Annotated in this window: 16 protein-coding genes, 1 pseudogene and 2 riboswitches; of the genes and pseudogenes, 2 read left to right on the forward strand and 15 right to left on the reverse strand. The window is 38.8% G+C overall.

The window, feature by feature from the left end:
• Positions 1 to 218 precede the first annotated feature (218 nt).
• The 3 genes from ACQQ2I_RS12590 to ACQQ2I_RS12600 all read right to left on the reverse strand — a co-directional run bounded on the left by ACQQ2I_RS12590 (position 219) and on the right by ACQQ2I_RS12600 (position 2,475).
• Complete coding sequence (locus tag ACQQ2I_RS12590) at positions 219 to 764, reverse strand: GNAT family N-acetyltransferase (protein WP_431027148.1); 546 nt, start codon at positions 762 to 764, stop codon at positions 219 to 221.
• 11 nt (positions 765 to 775) lie between these two features.
• Positions 776 to 1,216: a GNAT family N-acetyltransferase gene (locus tag ACQQ2I_RS12595; protein WP_431027149.1), complete on the reverse strand. Its 441-nt coding sequence runs from the start codon at positions 1,214 to 1,216 to the stop codon at positions 776 to 778.
• A gap of 248 nt (positions 1,217 to 1,464) precedes the next feature.
• Positions 1,465 to 2,475, reverse strand: a complete 1,011-nt coding sequence (locus ACQQ2I_RS12600; RefSeq protein WP_431027150.1) for an alpha/beta hydrolase — start codon at positions 2,473 to 2,475, stop codon at positions 1,465 to 1,467.
• 173 nt (positions 2,476 to 2,648) lie between these two features.
• Here ACQQ2I_RS12600 and ACQQ2I_RS12605 point away from each other — a divergent pair, with 173 nt between their 5' ends.
• Both ACQQ2I_RS12605 and ACQQ2I_RS12610 read left to right on the forward strand, forming a co-directional pair.
• A complete protein-coding gene (locus tag ACQQ2I_RS12605; RefSeq protein ID WP_431027151.1) occupies positions 2,649 to 2,807 on the forward strand; it encodes a hypothetical protein in 159 nt (52 codons plus the stop codon).
• Positions 2,794 to 2,943: pseudogene (locus ACQQ2I_RS12610) on the forward strand (transposase); the annotation flags it as partial. The gene ACQQ2I_RS12605 and the pseudogene ACQQ2I_RS12610, both read left to right, overlap by 14 nt.
• A 185-nt stretch (positions 2,944 to 3,128) precedes the next feature.
• On the opposite strand, the gene ACQQ2I_RS12615 reads toward ACQQ2I_RS12610, so the two are convergent.
• The 12 genes from ACQQ2I_RS12615 to ACQQ2I_RS12670 form a co-directional block, all read right to left on the reverse strand.
• Positions 3,129 to 4,079: an ABC transporter substrate-binding protein gene (locus tag ACQQ2I_RS12615; RefSeq protein ID WP_431027153.1), complete on the reverse strand. Its 951-nt coding sequence runs from the start codon at positions 4,077 to 4,079 to the stop codon at positions 3,129 to 3,131.
• A 3-nt stretch (positions 4,080 to 4,082) separates the two neighbouring features.
• A complete protein-coding gene (locus ACQQ2I_RS12620; protein WP_431027154.1) occupies positions 4,083 to 4,616 on the reverse strand; it encodes a hypothetical protein in 534 nt (177 codons plus the stop codon).
• A 2-nt stretch (positions 4,617 to 4,618) separates the two neighbouring features.
• Positions 4,619 to 5,599 carry a class 1b ribonucleoside-diphosphate reductase subunit beta gene (nrdF, locus tag ACQQ2I_RS12625; protein ID WP_431027155.1) on the reverse strand — a complete coding sequence of 327 codons (981 nt, stop codon included), beginning with the start codon at positions 5,597 to 5,599 and terminating at the stop codon, positions 4,619 to 4,621.
• Positions 5,587 to 5,967, reverse strand: coding sequence for a hypothetical protein (locus ACQQ2I_RS12630; RefSeq protein WP_431030509.1), 381 nt, complete (start codon positions 5,965 to 5,967; stop codon positions 5,587 to 5,589). The genes nrdF and ACQQ2I_RS12630 overlap by 13 nt, the downstream gene beginning before the upstream one ends.
• A gap of 72 nt (positions 5,968 to 6,039) precedes the next feature.
• Positions 6,040 to 7,077: an HNH endonuclease gene (locus ACQQ2I_RS12635; protein ID WP_431027156.1), complete on the reverse strand. Its 1,038-nt coding sequence runs from the start codon at positions 7,075 to 7,077 to the stop codon at positions 6,040 to 6,042.
• A 220-nt stretch (positions 7,078 to 7,297) separates the two neighbouring features.
• Positions 7,298 to 9,040: a class 1b ribonucleoside-diphosphate reductase subunit alpha gene (gene nrdE / locus ACQQ2I_RS12640; RefSeq protein WP_431027157.1), complete on the reverse strand. Its 1,743-nt coding sequence runs from the start codon at positions 9,038 to 9,040 to the stop codon at positions 7,298 to 7,300.
• Positions 9,015 to 9,404 (reverse strand): class Ib ribonucleoside-diphosphate reductase assembly flavoprotein NrdI, encoded by a 390-nt coding sequence (gene nrdI, locus ACQQ2I_RS12645; protein WP_431027158.1) that lies wholly within the window; start codon positions 9,402 to 9,404, stop codon positions 9,015 to 9,017. The genes nrdE and nrdI overlap by 26 nt, the downstream gene beginning before the upstream one ends.
• Positions 9,401 to 9,625: a glutaredoxin family protein gene (locus ACQQ2I_RS12650; protein WP_431027159.1), complete on the reverse strand. Its 225-nt coding sequence runs from the start codon at positions 9,623 to 9,625 to the stop codon at positions 9,401 to 9,403. The genes nrdI and ACQQ2I_RS12650 overlap by 4 nt, the downstream gene beginning before the upstream one ends.
• A gap of 112 nt (positions 9,626 to 9,737) precedes the next feature.
• Positions 9,738 to 9,921, reverse strand: a riboswitch (cobalamin riboswitch).
• Positions 9,922 to 10,283: 362 nt separating this feature from the next.
• Positions 10,284 to 11,501: a CbiX/SirB N-terminal domain-containing protein gene (locus ACQQ2I_RS12655; RefSeq protein ID WP_431027160.1), complete on the reverse strand. Its 1,218-nt coding sequence runs from the start codon at positions 11,499 to 11,501 to the stop codon at positions 10,284 to 10,286.
• Positions 11,498 to 12,334: a class I SAM-dependent methyltransferase gene (locus ACQQ2I_RS12660; protein WP_431027161.1), complete on the reverse strand. Its 837-nt coding sequence runs from the start codon at positions 12,332 to 12,334 to the stop codon at positions 11,498 to 11,500. Before ACQQ2I_RS12660 ends, ACQQ2I_RS12655 begins: the two co-directional genes overlap by 4 nt.
• A 183-nt stretch (positions 12,335 to 12,517) precedes the next feature.
• Positions 12,518 to 12,696: riboswitch (cobalamin riboswitch) on the reverse strand.
• Positions 12,689 to 14,167 carry a cobyric acid synthase gene (locus ACQQ2I_RS12665; RefSeq protein WP_431027162.1) on the reverse strand — a complete coding sequence of 493 codons (1,479 nt, stop codon included), beginning with the start codon at positions 14,165 to 14,167 and terminating at the stop codon, positions 12,689 to 12,691. (Overlaps the previous riboswitch by 8 nt.)
• Entirely contained in the window at positions 14,167 to 14,706 is a 540-nt protein-coding gene (locus ACQQ2I_RS12670) for a cob(I)yrinic acid a,c-diamide adenosyltransferase (RefSeq protein ID WP_391372616.1), read from the reverse strand. The genes ACQQ2I_RS12665 and ACQQ2I_RS12670 overlap by 1 nt, the downstream gene beginning before the upstream one ends.
• Between the last annotated feature and the right edge of the window lie 10 nt (positions 14,707 to 14,716).

Raw genomic sequence — 14,716 nt, forward strand, 5'->3', positions numbered from 1 at the left:
TCCCAAATTGAATTGGAAGGATTAATCTACAGCATGCACAAATACACTTATCCCTTTAAAGATAAGCTACGTTATTTATGGAAATGGGCAGACTAATCCTATTGTTTGTTGAATCGAATGTTCGATTTGGTCCAAAAAATAAGATTAGTTTAACATCGGCCACCCATCTTCCCTTCATTGTTTGTTAGTTTCACTATAGCATAGCGATTTTTCACTAGTCAAAGCTTTTCATAGTCTTCTTTTAATAGCCCATATACATCATGATCCACAAATCGATTATAGAGCCATTCTACTTGGCGCACACAGCCTTCTTTTTGGAAGCCTAGCTTTTCTGGGATGGCTTGACTTCTTTTATTACCCGTTGCTACACGAATTTCTATGCGGTTTAAGTTATTTTCTATAAAACAATATTTTATGACTGCCTCACATGCACGTACCATTAAGCCCTTCCCTTGATATTCTTCTCCTAGCCAATAGCCAATCGATGTCGAACGGTTTGCCCAGTTAATACTATGTAACCCTATCATACCAGCAATTTTCCCCTGATAGCAAATGGCTAACTGAAAGCCATTGTTTTTCGCAAATTGCTGAAGCGTAAAATCAATAAAACTCTCCGAATCTGCTACTGACTTTGTAGCATCGACCCACGGTAACCATTCTCTTAAGTAAGAGCGGCTACTATCCGTCAATGTAAACAGCTCTTCTGCATGTCGTTTTTCTAATAGACCTAAATACGTATCAGCATTTATTTGAATTGTAAACATCACAATACCACCTACCAATATTTAATATAATGTAAGACGCTATCTTCTATATGCATTCCGACTTTTTCATAAAGTTGTTGCGCTTGTACATTGGAGATTGCTGTTTCTAATGTAATATAACGTGCATTTTGCGCCTCACAAAAAGTAAAGCATTGTTCAATGAGCGCTTGTGCTACGCCTTTTTGCCGAGCAATTGGACTTACGTATAAATCATTTAAAATATACGCTCGCTTTAGCCCAACTGTAGAAAACGTAGGATAAAGCTGGACAAATCCAACCGTTACATGTTCAATTATTGCAATAAATATTATAGAATCTTTGTTTACCAAGCGGTGTTGTAAAAAATGCTTCGCCGCTACTACATCACTTGGTTGCTCATAAAACTGGCGATATTCATCGAGCAACTTACTTGTTTCTTCTAAACGATTTTCCGTCAATTGTTCAATCTCCATGCCTATCTTCCCTTTCTATATGTTCTTCCATTAACATTTCAATTTCTTTCGCATTATATTGATCGGACGAATTTAATCCACGTACTACATTTTTCTGTCTTTCTAGTGAATGATTTTGACTAAAGTTCCATTTTCCTTCTATTCTACTAATCTGAATTTCAAAGTTAATAAGTGTAACGCTGAAAACTACTGCGCCGTTAATACAATAAGAAAAAAAGAGCTGTATAAAAGTTAAATATTCGCTAATATTAACGATTTAAACTTTCTATAAACTCTTCTGATTCCTCAGCTATTCGCTCATAGTCAATACTATGAACATAGTGAGAGGAGTCTAACTCAATTAATTTACCATTAGAAATCATACTAATAAAATCATGTTGAATTCCATTCCACGTTTTATGATCAAAACCTGTTCCCTCACCATTGGATGCAAACAACAATATAGGAATGTTCGGCATTCCAACTTTTTTGACTTTTTGTGCATTTGCTTTTATCTTATTTATTTCATTGATCATATCTTTAGTCAATGTTCTTCGATAAAAAATTACTTTATACAACTTTTTCTCTTTATCTGTTAAATTTCCGTATTTTATTGCGTCACTTTCCGATAGATTTGGAATCCACCTGGTTAAACCCATATTTGCAGCTAAAGTACCTAATCGAACGAGGAACATATTGATATCTAAATCTTCATATGCAGCTGGAACAGCCATATCTAATCCAATAATAGCTTTTATTTCATCAGGATAGTCTTGCGCCCATTTCAAGGCTTCAATGCCAGACATAGAATGAGGAAATAAAATATATGGGCCTTCAACTCCTAATTTAAAAAGAGCTTCTTTTGTTTCAGCTAGAATTGTATCGATGTCTCGATCAGTATCTGTGACTTCGCTAAATCCATAACCTGCCTTTTCAACAACAGCAATTTTATATTTATCGCTTAACAAGGAATAAAGTGATTTAAAATCTAATGCAGGTGAGCTTGTGCCACCACCAGACATAAAAACAAGAGTTTCCTCTCCTTTTCCTTCTATATAAACGTGCATTTGATGACCATTAACTTCTACAAGTTGCCCAGTCGGAACAAATAGTTCTCCTTCTTTTGACAATTGTATTTTATGATTAATAAAGCTCACAGAAAGAATCAACACAAAAAACGAAATAATAACTGTAAATATTATCAACACAATACGTTTAAATCCTCTTTTCTCACCTATATTCTGGCTCTCCACCATAACTCGTGCTTGATTTTCTATCAATTCAATAATTTTACATTTAATTATAGAAGGGAAGCGAAAACTCACGTATTGTAATTGTTGACTAGACAAACCACGAGAGGAGTTTTCACTTTGTACTCCAAGTTTATCAAAATGCTATTACCGTTACCATCTTTTTCAAATTTTCTTTTCCACCTGATGAAGAACGTTGATTTGTGGCACAGTGGCACCAGGAAGATTTGCATATAAAACATATTTATCAAACATTGAATCCTCTGAGATGTATGTTGAAAGCGACAACGATGACACAAGCAAAACGACGATTAACAGCATGGTTTAAACGCTATCAATTTCATCTGTGTGGTGCCGTTTAAAATTGCAAAAACATTAACAAAAACGTTACTGGATACCATTCTTTTACCGCTATCGAATGGCATTATGGAAGGCACGAACAATAAAATTAAACTCATCAAAAGACGGGGTTTTGGCTATCGAAATGAAGACCGTTTATTTCTTTGTTTAAGTTTGGAAACAGGTTGCTGATTTTGTCACCCACGACTTTTGGTGATGAACCAAATGGATGAAAGTAAAATTAAAAATGAGTCCGGTGCCATACCGAACTCATTTTTAGCACCTACCTAATGAAATAACCTTGTATAATTTTTAAGGTCACTTCAATCTAAAGTGCTTTATCTCTATTTAAATAACTCAGGATATGCCGTTTTTGCCACAAGCTCTACTGCTTCGCCGATACGTGGACCTGGGCGACTTGTCATATCCGCGTCGATTTTGAATACGAGGTCATTTTGCACCGCTTGGATTTGATCCCAGCTTGCACGCGCTTTAATTTCAGCAACTGGGTCCTCTGTGTAGTACACTGTTGTGAAAATTTGCTCTGGGTTACGTGCAATGACATCTTCTGTTGCCACACTAAACCAACCTTTTTGATCAGCAAAAATATTTTCCACACCCGCTGCTTCTAAAATCTCTTGTTGGAATGTTTCGCTACCTGTTGTCCAAATATCTGGAGAAGGTGCAATTTCAAAGTAGATTTTTGATTTTGCTACATCCGCTGTTTTTTCTTGTACTTCAGAAATTTTCACTTTAATATCTTCTACTAGCCTGTCTGCAACTGTTGCTTGTCCTACAACATCACCAAGTTGTTCAATATCACCATAGACATCTTCAAACGACGTTGCAGATGAAATAACAAATACTTTCACGCCCGCTGCCTCTAGCTGTTCTACTTGTGCTTCGTCACCAATTGTATACGCAATGACTACATCTGGATTCATCTCGATAATGCGCTCAGCATTAAATGCGTAAGAATCCGATACACGCTCAATGTCTTGAGCGGCTTCTGGATAATTATCGTAGTCTGTTGCCCCAATGATTTTATCACCTACACCAAGCGCAAATAAAATTTCTGTGTTACTTGGTTGTAACGAAACAATTGTTTCAGGTACTTCTTCAAATGACACTTCCGTACCGCGGTCATCGACAACTGTATATGGCCCAGCTTCAGCTGCTTCTTCTGTTTCTGGTGCAGATGCTGACCCTGATATCGTTCCTTCTTCTTTAGCGCCACAAGCCGCTAATAAAAGCGCTGCTGCAAGTGGTGCTACGTATTTCATTTTGTACTTCATTATCTATCCCTCAATTTTCCCATATGATTTTGATTTAAATGGTATTTCCTCTACACCATGTATTGTATTTACTTCCACAGCTAGTACGAAAAATACATTCGCTAGTAGTCCTAAAAATTGAAATAATATCTCTTGGACTTCGCGTTCTTCACTTACTTTATGCAGTGCACGGTACGATTTCTTTGCTTCGCTTCGGCAAATATGTAATGCTGTTGCACCTAGATGCCCTTGCGGTAGCACAAATTGTTGAATCGTTTCTCCTGCTCTGTCCACAAATTCATCATAAATGCCATCTAGCCACGCTAAATCCTCTGCTGTAATAGCCACTCTGCCTCGAACAGAGCCATTCACATGATAGGCTAACGGTTGAATTTGTCGTAAAATCGCTAGAACTTCCGCATTTTTTTCCGATTCTTCTAATATAGCAATCGCGTCTCCGATACGTGTTGTTAGGGAATCGGTGCGGATTTCATAATCGACTAAGCAACTTTTTTCACGCATAAATGGATAGCATGAATAACGCCAATCCTTTGCCATCCTTATTCCTTCTTTCTTGCTTCAAAATTAAATGTGTCATCTGTTATCGGCGCTACCTTCGCTACTGCATATGTTGCACCCTTCTGCGAGAAAAAGTCGTAAGTTGAGCCTTCGTTGCGAATCCCATTCATAACGATTGGATTGACCTCTTCCTCAGGGAACATCGCATCAAAGCCTACATTCATTAACGCTTTATTCGCATTGTAGCGAACGTACGCCCTTACTTCTGGTGAAAGACCTGTTTCCGCATAGACATCATCTGTATATTTCATTTCATTTTGATATAAATCAAGTAAAAACTCATAGCCCCATAGCTTTAAAGCGTCTTGCTGTTCTGGACTAAATTGTTTAAATAAGTTTTGTGCAAAGAAACCAACTGCGACACCGTGAATGGACTCATCACGTAAGATCAGCGAAATCACTTCCGCGCTATTACGCAAGAAACCTTGTCCCCCTAAATACAATGGGTAAAAGAAACCGGAGTAAAACAGAAACGATTCGAGCATAACGGAAGCATACATCGCCTTCCAAAGTGACTCTGGATTATCTTCTTCAATCGCCTGATACACTTCGCTAATACGGTTTGCTTTATATTGAAGAAACTCATTCTTTTTGACCCATTCAAACACTTCATCGATTTCGCTATTTGTACAAAGCGTTGTAAAAATATACGAATAAGACTTAGCATGAATGGCCTCAAATGCGCCAAATACGGTTAGTACTGCCTTCTCTTGAAAATCAGGCGTAAACTTGGCAATCTCATTCATGCCAATATTTGTTTGTACGGTATCCAGTAATGTCAGCCCACCAAATACTTTTTTATACGTATCTTGATGTTCAAAGCTTTGCCACTGCTTGACATCTTTTGAAACCGCGATTTCTTCTGGGAACCAAATTTGCTTCCACTGCTGATCCCAAAAAACTTGCGCTAAATCACTTGTCGGCTTATTCCAGTTGACCGCCTCAAAAGTTAAATTTGACATGCCACACACTCCTCCAAGCTTTGTAAACGCTGACGCACATAATAAACGGATTTAATGCCTTTCATCCAAGCATAAATATACACTTTGGCAAGCTGCTCGGTTGTCCATGCATCCGTTACATAAAGTGTCATCGAAATGCCTTGGTCAACATGTTGCTGTGCTGCTGCGTATAAGTCTATTAAATCGTACGGATTGACATCGTATGCTTCTGTATATAAATGCTCGTTATCGTTTGTTAAAAACGGCATCGGATAAATCGTACGGCTATCTGCATAATCACGAATTTCCACGCGTTCTGTAATCGGACTAATGCTAGCTGTGCAAGAGCGGATATAGGAAATACTCCATTTTGTTACTCTCGTATAGATACGATGGGTGAGTCGTTACTGTTTTCCGCTCACCTCTCTAAGTTTCCTTAGAGTGCAGACTATATCTTAATCTCAAAACAAATCCCAATCTTCTGGAATTTTTAATTGGTGATATATGCTAGGTTTTAAATCACTATGAACAAATCTATGGCAAGGTTCACATAAACAAATTAAGTTTTTTTCATGATTGGCTCTTTCATAATCATTATTAAACAAAATAAACGGATAAATATGATGGACTGATAGCTCTTGTCCATATTCTTCCTCTGTAATATTACATATTTGACAAGTATAAAAATCCCTTGCTCTAACTAAGTCCCTCTGCGAAGGCCAATTTTCTCCATAGTATTTTTTTCTTCTGTTAAATTGAAAACCAATAAATCTAGCATTATTTTCACCGCTAAATAGTTTAAACTTTCTAAAATAATCACCCATGCATTTTCTTGAACAAAACCAATACTTCTGTTTTAATTGCAATGACGGTGCCTTATACATGTCATTACTACAATGGAAACACTTTGTATTGGGTTTCTTACCTGTTCTATAGCTAGCTCTATAACACTTTTCAGAGCAATATTTAGCATCTAGTCTAGAAACCCATACCTCAAACAAACTCCCACATTGTTTACATCTCTTTTCAATAGATTTTGTGGCTTTTAAATGTTTGTCATGGCATTCTTTCGAACAATATTTACGTTTATTTCCACTAGCAGTAAATTTGCATAAACAGTATTCACACGTCAATTCAGGTGTATACCTTCTCCACCCTTTCTTCCTACAATTGGAAGAACAAAAAACATTTTTGGCGTTAATTTGATTCGCATTTGGTTTGAATTTATTATTGCAGTAAGAGCAAATTGCAAATAAACCATCTAAATTGTATTTTCGGTTTTTCAGTTGCTTTGCTTTTGAATTACAGGCATCTGAACAATATTTTTTACGATTATTGCCTTCACTCTTTGAAAAGTTCTTTTTACAAATAGGACACACTGCTACTATCATTTTCTTTTCAACTTTTCTAAACGCCTTACCACATTTAGCACTACAATATTTATTATTATTAGAGTGACTCTCATAGATTATTTTACAGTTTAAACATTCTTTTTTCATATTTTGAGATTCCTCCCACTTAGTCGTTGAACGTTCATCTTAATATTATAAGATGCTTCGCTGCGGATTTCCCATTGTTACATACTTCTCTCTTTTACTTTACCCAAGTGGTTAGCTTGGCCATCATATATATCACTATTATGATTTAGTGTAGAAGTCTTTAGGGATTCCCCGTCAATTCGAGAGGTTATCGATACTCATCACTGAATAAAGGGGCAATTTATTTACCCGTCGGAGCAACCGCGAGTCGGTAAGCATGGAATAAACCATATTGCTCTACTTGTTGCTGAAGCTCTTGCCACATTTCCTTTGTAATGAACGGCACATTGCCTAATGCTTTTTTCGCGCTATCCGATAGTTGTGAAAACTCTTTGTTCGTATACTGATTGAAATATTCGCCATTCGCGTAATCACTGTCTGCAAATCGGTAAAATGTTTGACCTGTTTCCTTTGCAATTTCCATTGATGATTTCAAGCTAAAGTAATTGATCGCTTCCATAAAATGATCCATAAATTCGACCGATTCCTCTGAGCCATAACGAATGCCTTCTGTCGCAAGGTGACCGTGTAAATTCATGACACCTAATCCAATCGAATGCATCCGTTCATTTGCCTTTGCGACAGATGGTACGTTTTTAATGTAGGTCATCTTGGATACATTCGTCAGTAAACGTACCGCTGTATCTACAAGCACATCAAAATCTTGTACTTTCGTCGCTTTGTAAATATCAATCGAGCCTAAATTACACGACACATCCATACCATATTCATTCGGCTGATCTTGATCGGTAATCACACTCGTTTCCTGAAATTGCAAAATTTCTGTACATAAATTAGACATTTTGACACGTCCGATGTTTTTTAACGGATGGGCATTGTTCACATTATCATCAAAGATTTCAAACGGATAACCCGATTCAAACTGCGCTTTTTTCACTTCTGTATAGAGCTTTCTCGCATTCAGTCTCTTCAATTTACGAATATTCGGATTATCGAGTAACTCATAATACATCTCTGAAATTGAAATTTCAGACATCCGTTTGCCATATTCCTTATAAATATCGTAACTACTAAACAGAACGATATCTTTATCTCTTCGCATTAACTCAAAGAAAATACTTGGAATGATAATGCCTGTTGATAAGGTCGCAAGCCGAATTTTATCATCGGCATTTGGTTTTTTTGATGAAATAAAGCTTTCGATATCGCCGTGGAAAATATTTAAATAGACAACACCTGATCCATTACGCTGTCCAAGTTGATTGGAGTAGCTAAACGAATTTTCAAGCAACTTCGCAACAGGCATCACACCACTCGCTCGGTTCAGTATTCCTTTAATCGGGTCACCGAGTGGGCGTAAATCCGTCAAGTTCACACCAACACCACCACCAAGGCGGGAAAGCTCTAAACAGTAGCCAATATTTTCGGCAATCGAATTCATCGTGTCATCCATCGTTAGCTTAAAGCAGCTCACTAGCTCACCGCGTGCTTTTTTTCCGCTATTAAGAGCTGTCGGGGTAGCTGGTTGGTATGCTTCCATTATCGCCTCTACCGCGCGCTCTGCTAACTGCTCATCACCTTGTGCTAAATATAGCGCAATAATAACAATTCGATCCTCATACTTTTCTAAAATCTCTTTGCCATCGCGACTTTTCATCGCATAGCTTTCATAAAATTTACTTGCACTCATGAAAGACGGAAAGCGAAAATGATACGCATACGCCTTTTTGTATAACCGCTTAATAAAGTCAAATGAGTACATATCTAAAAATGCTGGCTCATAATAGCCTTCATCCACTAAATAGCGCAGTTTTTCCTCTAAATCAATGAAATAACGCATACGTACATTAACATCTTCTAAAAAGTAGCGTCTCGTTGCCTCTAAATCCTTCACTAAATCAAGCTCGCCTGTTGCGCGATAACGATTAAGTACCTCATTATTTAATTTCAAATACTGCTTCATGCTGTCCCTCCTGTATATGCTCATAGTAAAACGCTTGAATTGCCGCATAATCCTTCGCTGTGCCACGCAAATCTAATTTACATACAAGTGGAATGTTATACAGCGCGGCTAATTTATCGCCTGCTTGTCCAAATACTTGATGACCAAAATTGCTATTACCACTAACAATGACCCCTCTACAAAGCTTGTAATGTTGTTTCATAAACCGTTCTACTAGTACTGGAATATCTCCTAAACCATCTGTATATGTAAATAATAAAAAAGGGGTTGTTAGTTGTTGTACTTCATTCATTTCAATGTTTGGTAGATGTAAAGTTTGTGTCACATAGCGTACGTTTCCGGTGCGACTTGCATATACAATCATGCTTGCATCGCTTCAATTTTCGAGAGGATGTTTGGAATATCCCCGATCAGTTCACCGTTCACTTCTAAAATTGGTACAGAAGAGAAGCCTGCTTGCTGTATTCTCTCCATAGCCGCTGTGTCATTGTCAATATTAATCCAATCTGCTGATAAGCCCGCCTGTTGTAGTTCTGATTTCACCCATAAACATTTTGGGCAAATCGTTTTTGTATATAGTTTCATACTATTCTTCCTTTCTCATATAAAAATAAAAAAAGCCACCTAACAATGAGGTAGCTTGAAATGGAAACGTCAAAAAAGAGTCCGCCTCCATTTCCTATCCCCCGAAGAAATGTACAGTAGTCTAGCTAGGCAGGTCTCCTGGCTTTGCTTCATCCTTTGACGCTCCTTCCCGTACAAAAACGTACAGTGGATTGTTTCGTCATCGTCAGCATTTACAGTTGCGGGGACAGCGACGGATTTACACCGTTCTTCCCTTTTAAACTACATATAGTAGTACCATCACTAGAACAAACACAATATATTGTTTAATTTCAACAAAACTTAGTATAGCATGTCTTGAAATGTTCTGCAAAGCTATTTTTGAAATTGCTTACAAAGTTTGATTACATCCGGTTATTTCTAGCTAAGAAGTAACGTAAAATCATGCTATTTCTTTATCCATCAGACGATAAAATTAGACACAAAGAATGGCTCAAATGAATATACTTATTCATTCTGAAAATCTATACACGACTTTATTCCATTATATAGTGAACACCTTCGCAAAATTTGTCAGAAGATATTTTAGTGCACACGAAAGGAGGCTTGTTCAATAAGTGAATAAGCCCCCTCTATAAGGAATGTTTGAACTGATTGCGCCTATCGTAAGCATTCTGTTTTAATGATGATGGTGGTGATGCTCATATCCATGCTCTTCTGCATATTTTCTAAAGTTCTCTAAATCTTGCATCCCTGTCGATGTACCATTCATCGCTTGCTCAGCACGTTCGACAAGGACGTGTTGTAGCTTTGGATGATAGCCAAAATAATTAGCAATTTGAATGTCGACCTCTGGATAGGTCACTTGGTAGTTATCACGCATTTTGTACATGCGCTTCATTAAAATACCTGTAAATAGGAAGTATGGCAACATAATGATTTTTTTCGCCCCAAACTTCACACAGCGCTCAATGCCCTCGTCAACTGTTGGCGTTGCTACACCCATAAACGCACTTTCTACCCAAGGCACGTCAAGCTTTTCCCAAAGTAAGCGTGAAATTTTATAGAAATCCCCGTTCGCTTCTAGATCGCTTCCACCACGTCCTACCAATAAGATGGCTGTATCTTCATGTTTTTGATATGGGTCAAAGCCAATTTCTTTTAACCGTTCCAATAAAATTTCAAAAATTCCCGCATGAATCCCAATCGTTTGCCCGTACGTGAAGGTGATTCCTGGGAATTGTTCTCTTGCATGCTCAATCTCTGCTGGGATGTGCATTTTAGAATGTCCCGCATGGAGTAGCATGATGGGAATCACATGAATCTCCTCTGCGCCCTTTTCAACACAAAGCTCGATCCCGTCTTCAATATTCGGTGAAGCAAATTCTAAAAAGCATGTTTCTACTAAAATAGCAGGGTCGATTAAGTAGGTTGTACGTTCTATAAACTCACGCACTTCATCATTTCCAGCTTCTACTCTGCTGCCATGTCCAACAAATAATATCGCTTTTTTTGTCGCACTGGATTTTTCTTTTCGTTTTAATACTTTCGTTTTCGATATACCTTTTGTAAAAGTTGGCGTTGCTTGTGCTAAACCATTTTGCGTCATATTGTAAATCATGTGCTGATCTTCCACTTGACCTGTTACAATATCTCGTCCTACTTGCTCATTTTTTACGCTATACCATTTTCCTTCTGGATAGGAAATAACGACGCATTTATCCTTACAACGGCCGTTACAACGTGTACGTGATGTATGAATCATTTCATCCAGGTTGTTTTTTGTAATTTCATCTCGGATAGCAAGTGTCACTTCTTCAGCACCTGCGCCCATACACGTACTACCGTTACAAATTAATAAATGGCGTTGCATTCCTTGTAAGTTCCATGTTGTCATGTTGTCAGCTCCTTTTTTGGCTCCCACGAAATAACCGCAGCATAAAATGTATGGCGATAATGCACCCCGTCTGCATCCTGCTCAATAAACGGCGCTAATGACTCGAGTACATGCTCCGTTGAAAAGTTCATGTCGATGATTTTTTTACTTTGTGCAGCAACTAGCGCTTCCATTGTTGGATAATGATACGTACGCTCCAGTTGAATCATCTCGCAATCAGCATAAATCTCAAGCTGATATAGCATATTTAAAATTTCAATATAGTCGCGGCGCGGGTATTTAATCGAGTAGCCGTATTTTTCATCTAATATTTTGTAATGCGGTTGAATCGGCCCTGTTGTCAGCCCGATAATTGCTCGTTTTTTTGCTAATGCATTCATTTTTTTTAGCGTGTCGAGCATCTGGTACATGCGGTAAAAACAGTTGACGCCTAACACGACATCATGTTGCTCTAGCACTACTTCTTCCCATTTCCCATGCATAAATGACACATGATTAGCCTCTTCAAAGTATTGTGCTAAATAAGAAAGCACACTTTTAGAACCGTCTACACATGTTAATTTTGCTGCGTCCTCCGCTAGTGGAAATGTATAATTTCCCCATCCAGGACCAATTTCAATGACGGAATCTTCCTGTCCAATATACTTTTTCATCACCTTATAAATCGGTACGGCATGGGCTTCAGTTTGCTTGTAGGATTTTTTTTGCATCGACTGTGCCCAAAAGGCTTCCTCTAGCGAATCATCTACCATTCGCTCTGGCATATTGCCATGCCAATCAAGCATCCCTTCCTGCCATAGCTTTTCAAAATCAATTGCTAATGGTCCTTTCAAGTTACGACCTCCTTTAAATAAAAAAGGTGGGCCAGAAAGTAAAAGCTTTCGGACCCACCCTTCACTTCTCGATCAATATCTACTAAGAAATATTGCTCCTGCGATAGTCGCATCAACATGCCACCATCCCCTTGAAAGCAAGCACTATAGTATGTAGTACAATGCTTCCCATAATCCCGTGGGTACATTTCGTGTTGGTTTGGCAGGTCTCCTGACTTCACATCCTCACAAGACAAATCCCTTCCCGCATACGCAGTGGTGTCGATTTGTTGCTCCGTTTCACAGTGGCGGGTACCGTGGTGAATTTGCATCACACTTCCCTATTAAGTAGTTCTCACTACACCAAACAACATGTTATGTAATTAATGTATATAAAAGCTCCATATTAAGGTGGCGACGTACATGCACATCAAGCATTTCATAGGCTTGTTCACGACGTTCTGCTTCGGATTGCACCACTGTATCAATTGTTGCTAAGCCTTTTTCAAGGCGAATTCGATTAAAATAATTTCTTGTGAACTGTCGATTATGGAAAATTCCATGCAAATACGTACCAATCATGCGATCATCGTCACTTCTTATACCATCTGTTCGACCGTCATGTAATTGTACAAAAGGCTTTACTAAATCGTTTGCTCGTGTACGCCCTAAATGAATTTCATAGCCTGTTACCTGTTCACCCGTAGACAGTTGGCCAGATACTTGAACCGTTTGTTTTTCTGCTACAAAAATCGTTTCTAACGGTACTAACCCTAGTGTTTGAGTAACCCCACCACTTGCCTCGATCGCTTCCTCATCGATTAATGTCTCACCAAGCATTTGATAGCCACCACAAATACCAAATATATACGTGCCATTTTGTGCATGTTGCTGAATCGCCTGTGCCAGTCCTGTTTTTTCGAGCCATTCATAGTCTTCCACCGTATTTTTTGTCCCCGGTAAAATGATGACTGTTGGATTTTTTAGCTCTGCCACGGATTTGACAAAGCGTACACCTACTTGTGGCTCATCCATTAATGGATCGAGATCGGTAAAGTTCGAGATGCGCGGGAAACAAATGACAGCAACATCGATTGGAAACTCCTCTGCTTGTGGCTTTTTCAATCGCAAGCTCGATAACGCCATCGAATCCTCTGCCTCTATTTGCACATCGATATGTGGAATTACACCAAGCACTGGAATATTCGTATATTCCTCTAACCACGTAATCCCGCTATCAAGTAGCTCCTTCATCCCGCGGAATTTATTAATAATAATTCCTTTTACACGTGCTCGCTCCGCCTCATCTAACAGCATCAACGTGCCAACGATCGAAGCAAAAACGCCACCTCGTTCAATATCTGCCACTAAAATAACTGCCGCATCCGTTTCATGTGCCATGCGCATATTGGCAATATCTCTTGCCTTTAAGTTAATTTCTGCTGGACTGCCTGCGCCTTCAAGCACAAGTACATCATATTGTTGTGATAAACGTTGAAGAGATGACCTTACTAATGGCATCACTTCTTCAACAAACTGTTCGCGATACGAAACAGCGTCCATATTTGCAAAAGGCTTCCCATGTACAATGACCTCAGACACCATATCGCCCTTTGGTTTAAGTAATATCGGGTTCATATCCGTTGTCGCAATGGTACGTGCCGCCTCTGCCTGCACACCTTGCGCGCGTCCAATCTCGCCACCGTCTTCTGTAATATATGAGTTTAATGCCATATTTTGAGATTTAAACGGAGCCACTCGGTAACCGTCATTTGCTAAAATACGACATAAAGCTGTACAAATCACACTTTTCCCAACGTCTGAAGCCGTCCCTTGAATCATAATAGCTTTCATTAAAATTCAAGTCCTTTCACAGCAGACACATCTTGATCTGCATAATAATGCTTCGTCGGTTCAATCGTCGATACTAAATCGGCTAATGCGACAATTGCTGGGTTAGCAGAACGTCCCGTAATGACCAAATGCATATGGGGCGGGCGGTTTTGAATAGCTTCTAACACTTCTGCTAAAGGTAGTACATCATCGATTGGGAATTTTGTAATGGCAAGTGCATTGTTTAATTCGTCCAGGACGAGTAAATCAATCGATTCATCTTGTAGCGCTTTTTTCACTTTGCTCCATGCTTTTTGCAGTGCAACACGATGTTCCTCTGGTGTTTTTGTCCACGTAAAGCCAATACCTAGCTGTTCCGTTTCAACTCCTAGCTTGCGGAGCGCCAGTTGCTCACCGTATGTACGCTCTGGTGATTTAATGAATTGTAAGTACTTGACGTTCATGCCTCGACCAATCGCACGTAATGTGACACCGAGTGAGGCAGTTGTTTTTCCTTTTCCATCACCTGTATAAACTAGTACAAGTCCTCTTTTCGTCATTCCGCTCCCC

The organism is Lysinibacillus sp. LZ02 (genome assembly GCF_050613145.1).
Taxonomy (GTDB): Bacteria; Bacillota; Bacilli; order Bacillales_A; family Planococcaceae; genus Lysinibacillus_B.

Bases quoted from the DNA above. Each gene is read 5' to 3' on its own strand.
- ACQQ2I_RS12590 (WP_431027148.1), bottom strand. From the start codon at position 764: ATGTTTACAATTCAAATAAATGCTGATACGTATTTAGGTCTATTAGAA.
- ACQQ2I_RS12595 (WP_431027149.1), bottom strand. From the start codon at position 1,216: ATGGAGATTGAACAATTGACGGAAAATCGTTTAGAAGAAACAAGTAAG.
- ACQQ2I_RS12615 (WP_431027153.1), bottom strand. From the start codon at position 4,079: ATGAAGTACAAAATGAAATACGTAGCACCACTTGCAGCAGCGCTTTTA.
- ACQQ2I_RS12620 (WP_431027154.1), bottom strand. From the start codon at position 4,616: ATGGCAAAGGATTGGCGTTATTCATGCTATCCATTTATGCGTGAAAAA.
- nrdF (WP_431027155.1), bottom strand. From the start codon at position 5,599: ATGTCAAATTTAACTTTTGAGGCGGTCAACTGGAATAAGCCGACAAGT.
- ACQQ2I_RS12635 (WP_431027156.1), bottom strand. From the start codon at position 7,077: ATGAAAAAAGAATGTTTAAACTGTAAAATAATCTATGAGAGTCACTCT.
- nrdE (WP_431027157.1), bottom strand. From the start codon at position 9,040: ATGAAGCAGTATTTGAAATTAAATAATGAGGTACTTAATCGTTATCGC.
- nrdI (WP_431027158.1), bottom strand. From the start codon at position 9,404: ATGATTGTATATGCAAGTCGCACCGGAAACGTACGCTATGTGACACAA.
- ACQQ2I_RS12650 (WP_431027159.1), bottom strand. From the start codon at position 9,625: ATGAAACTATATACAAAAACGATTTGCCCAAAATGTTTATGGGTGAAA.
- ACQQ2I_RS12655 (WP_431027160.1), bottom strand. From the start codon at position 11,501: ATGACAACATGGAACTTACAAGGAATGCAACGCCATTTATTAATTTGT.
- ACQQ2I_RS12665 (WP_431027162.1), bottom strand. From the start codon at position 14,167: ATGAAAGCTATTATGATTCAAGGGACGGCTTCAGACGTTGGGAAAAGT.
- ACQQ2I_RS12670 (WP_391372616.1), bottom strand. From the start codon at position 14,706: ATGACGAAAAGAGGACTTGTACTAGTTTATACAGGTGATGGAAAAGGA.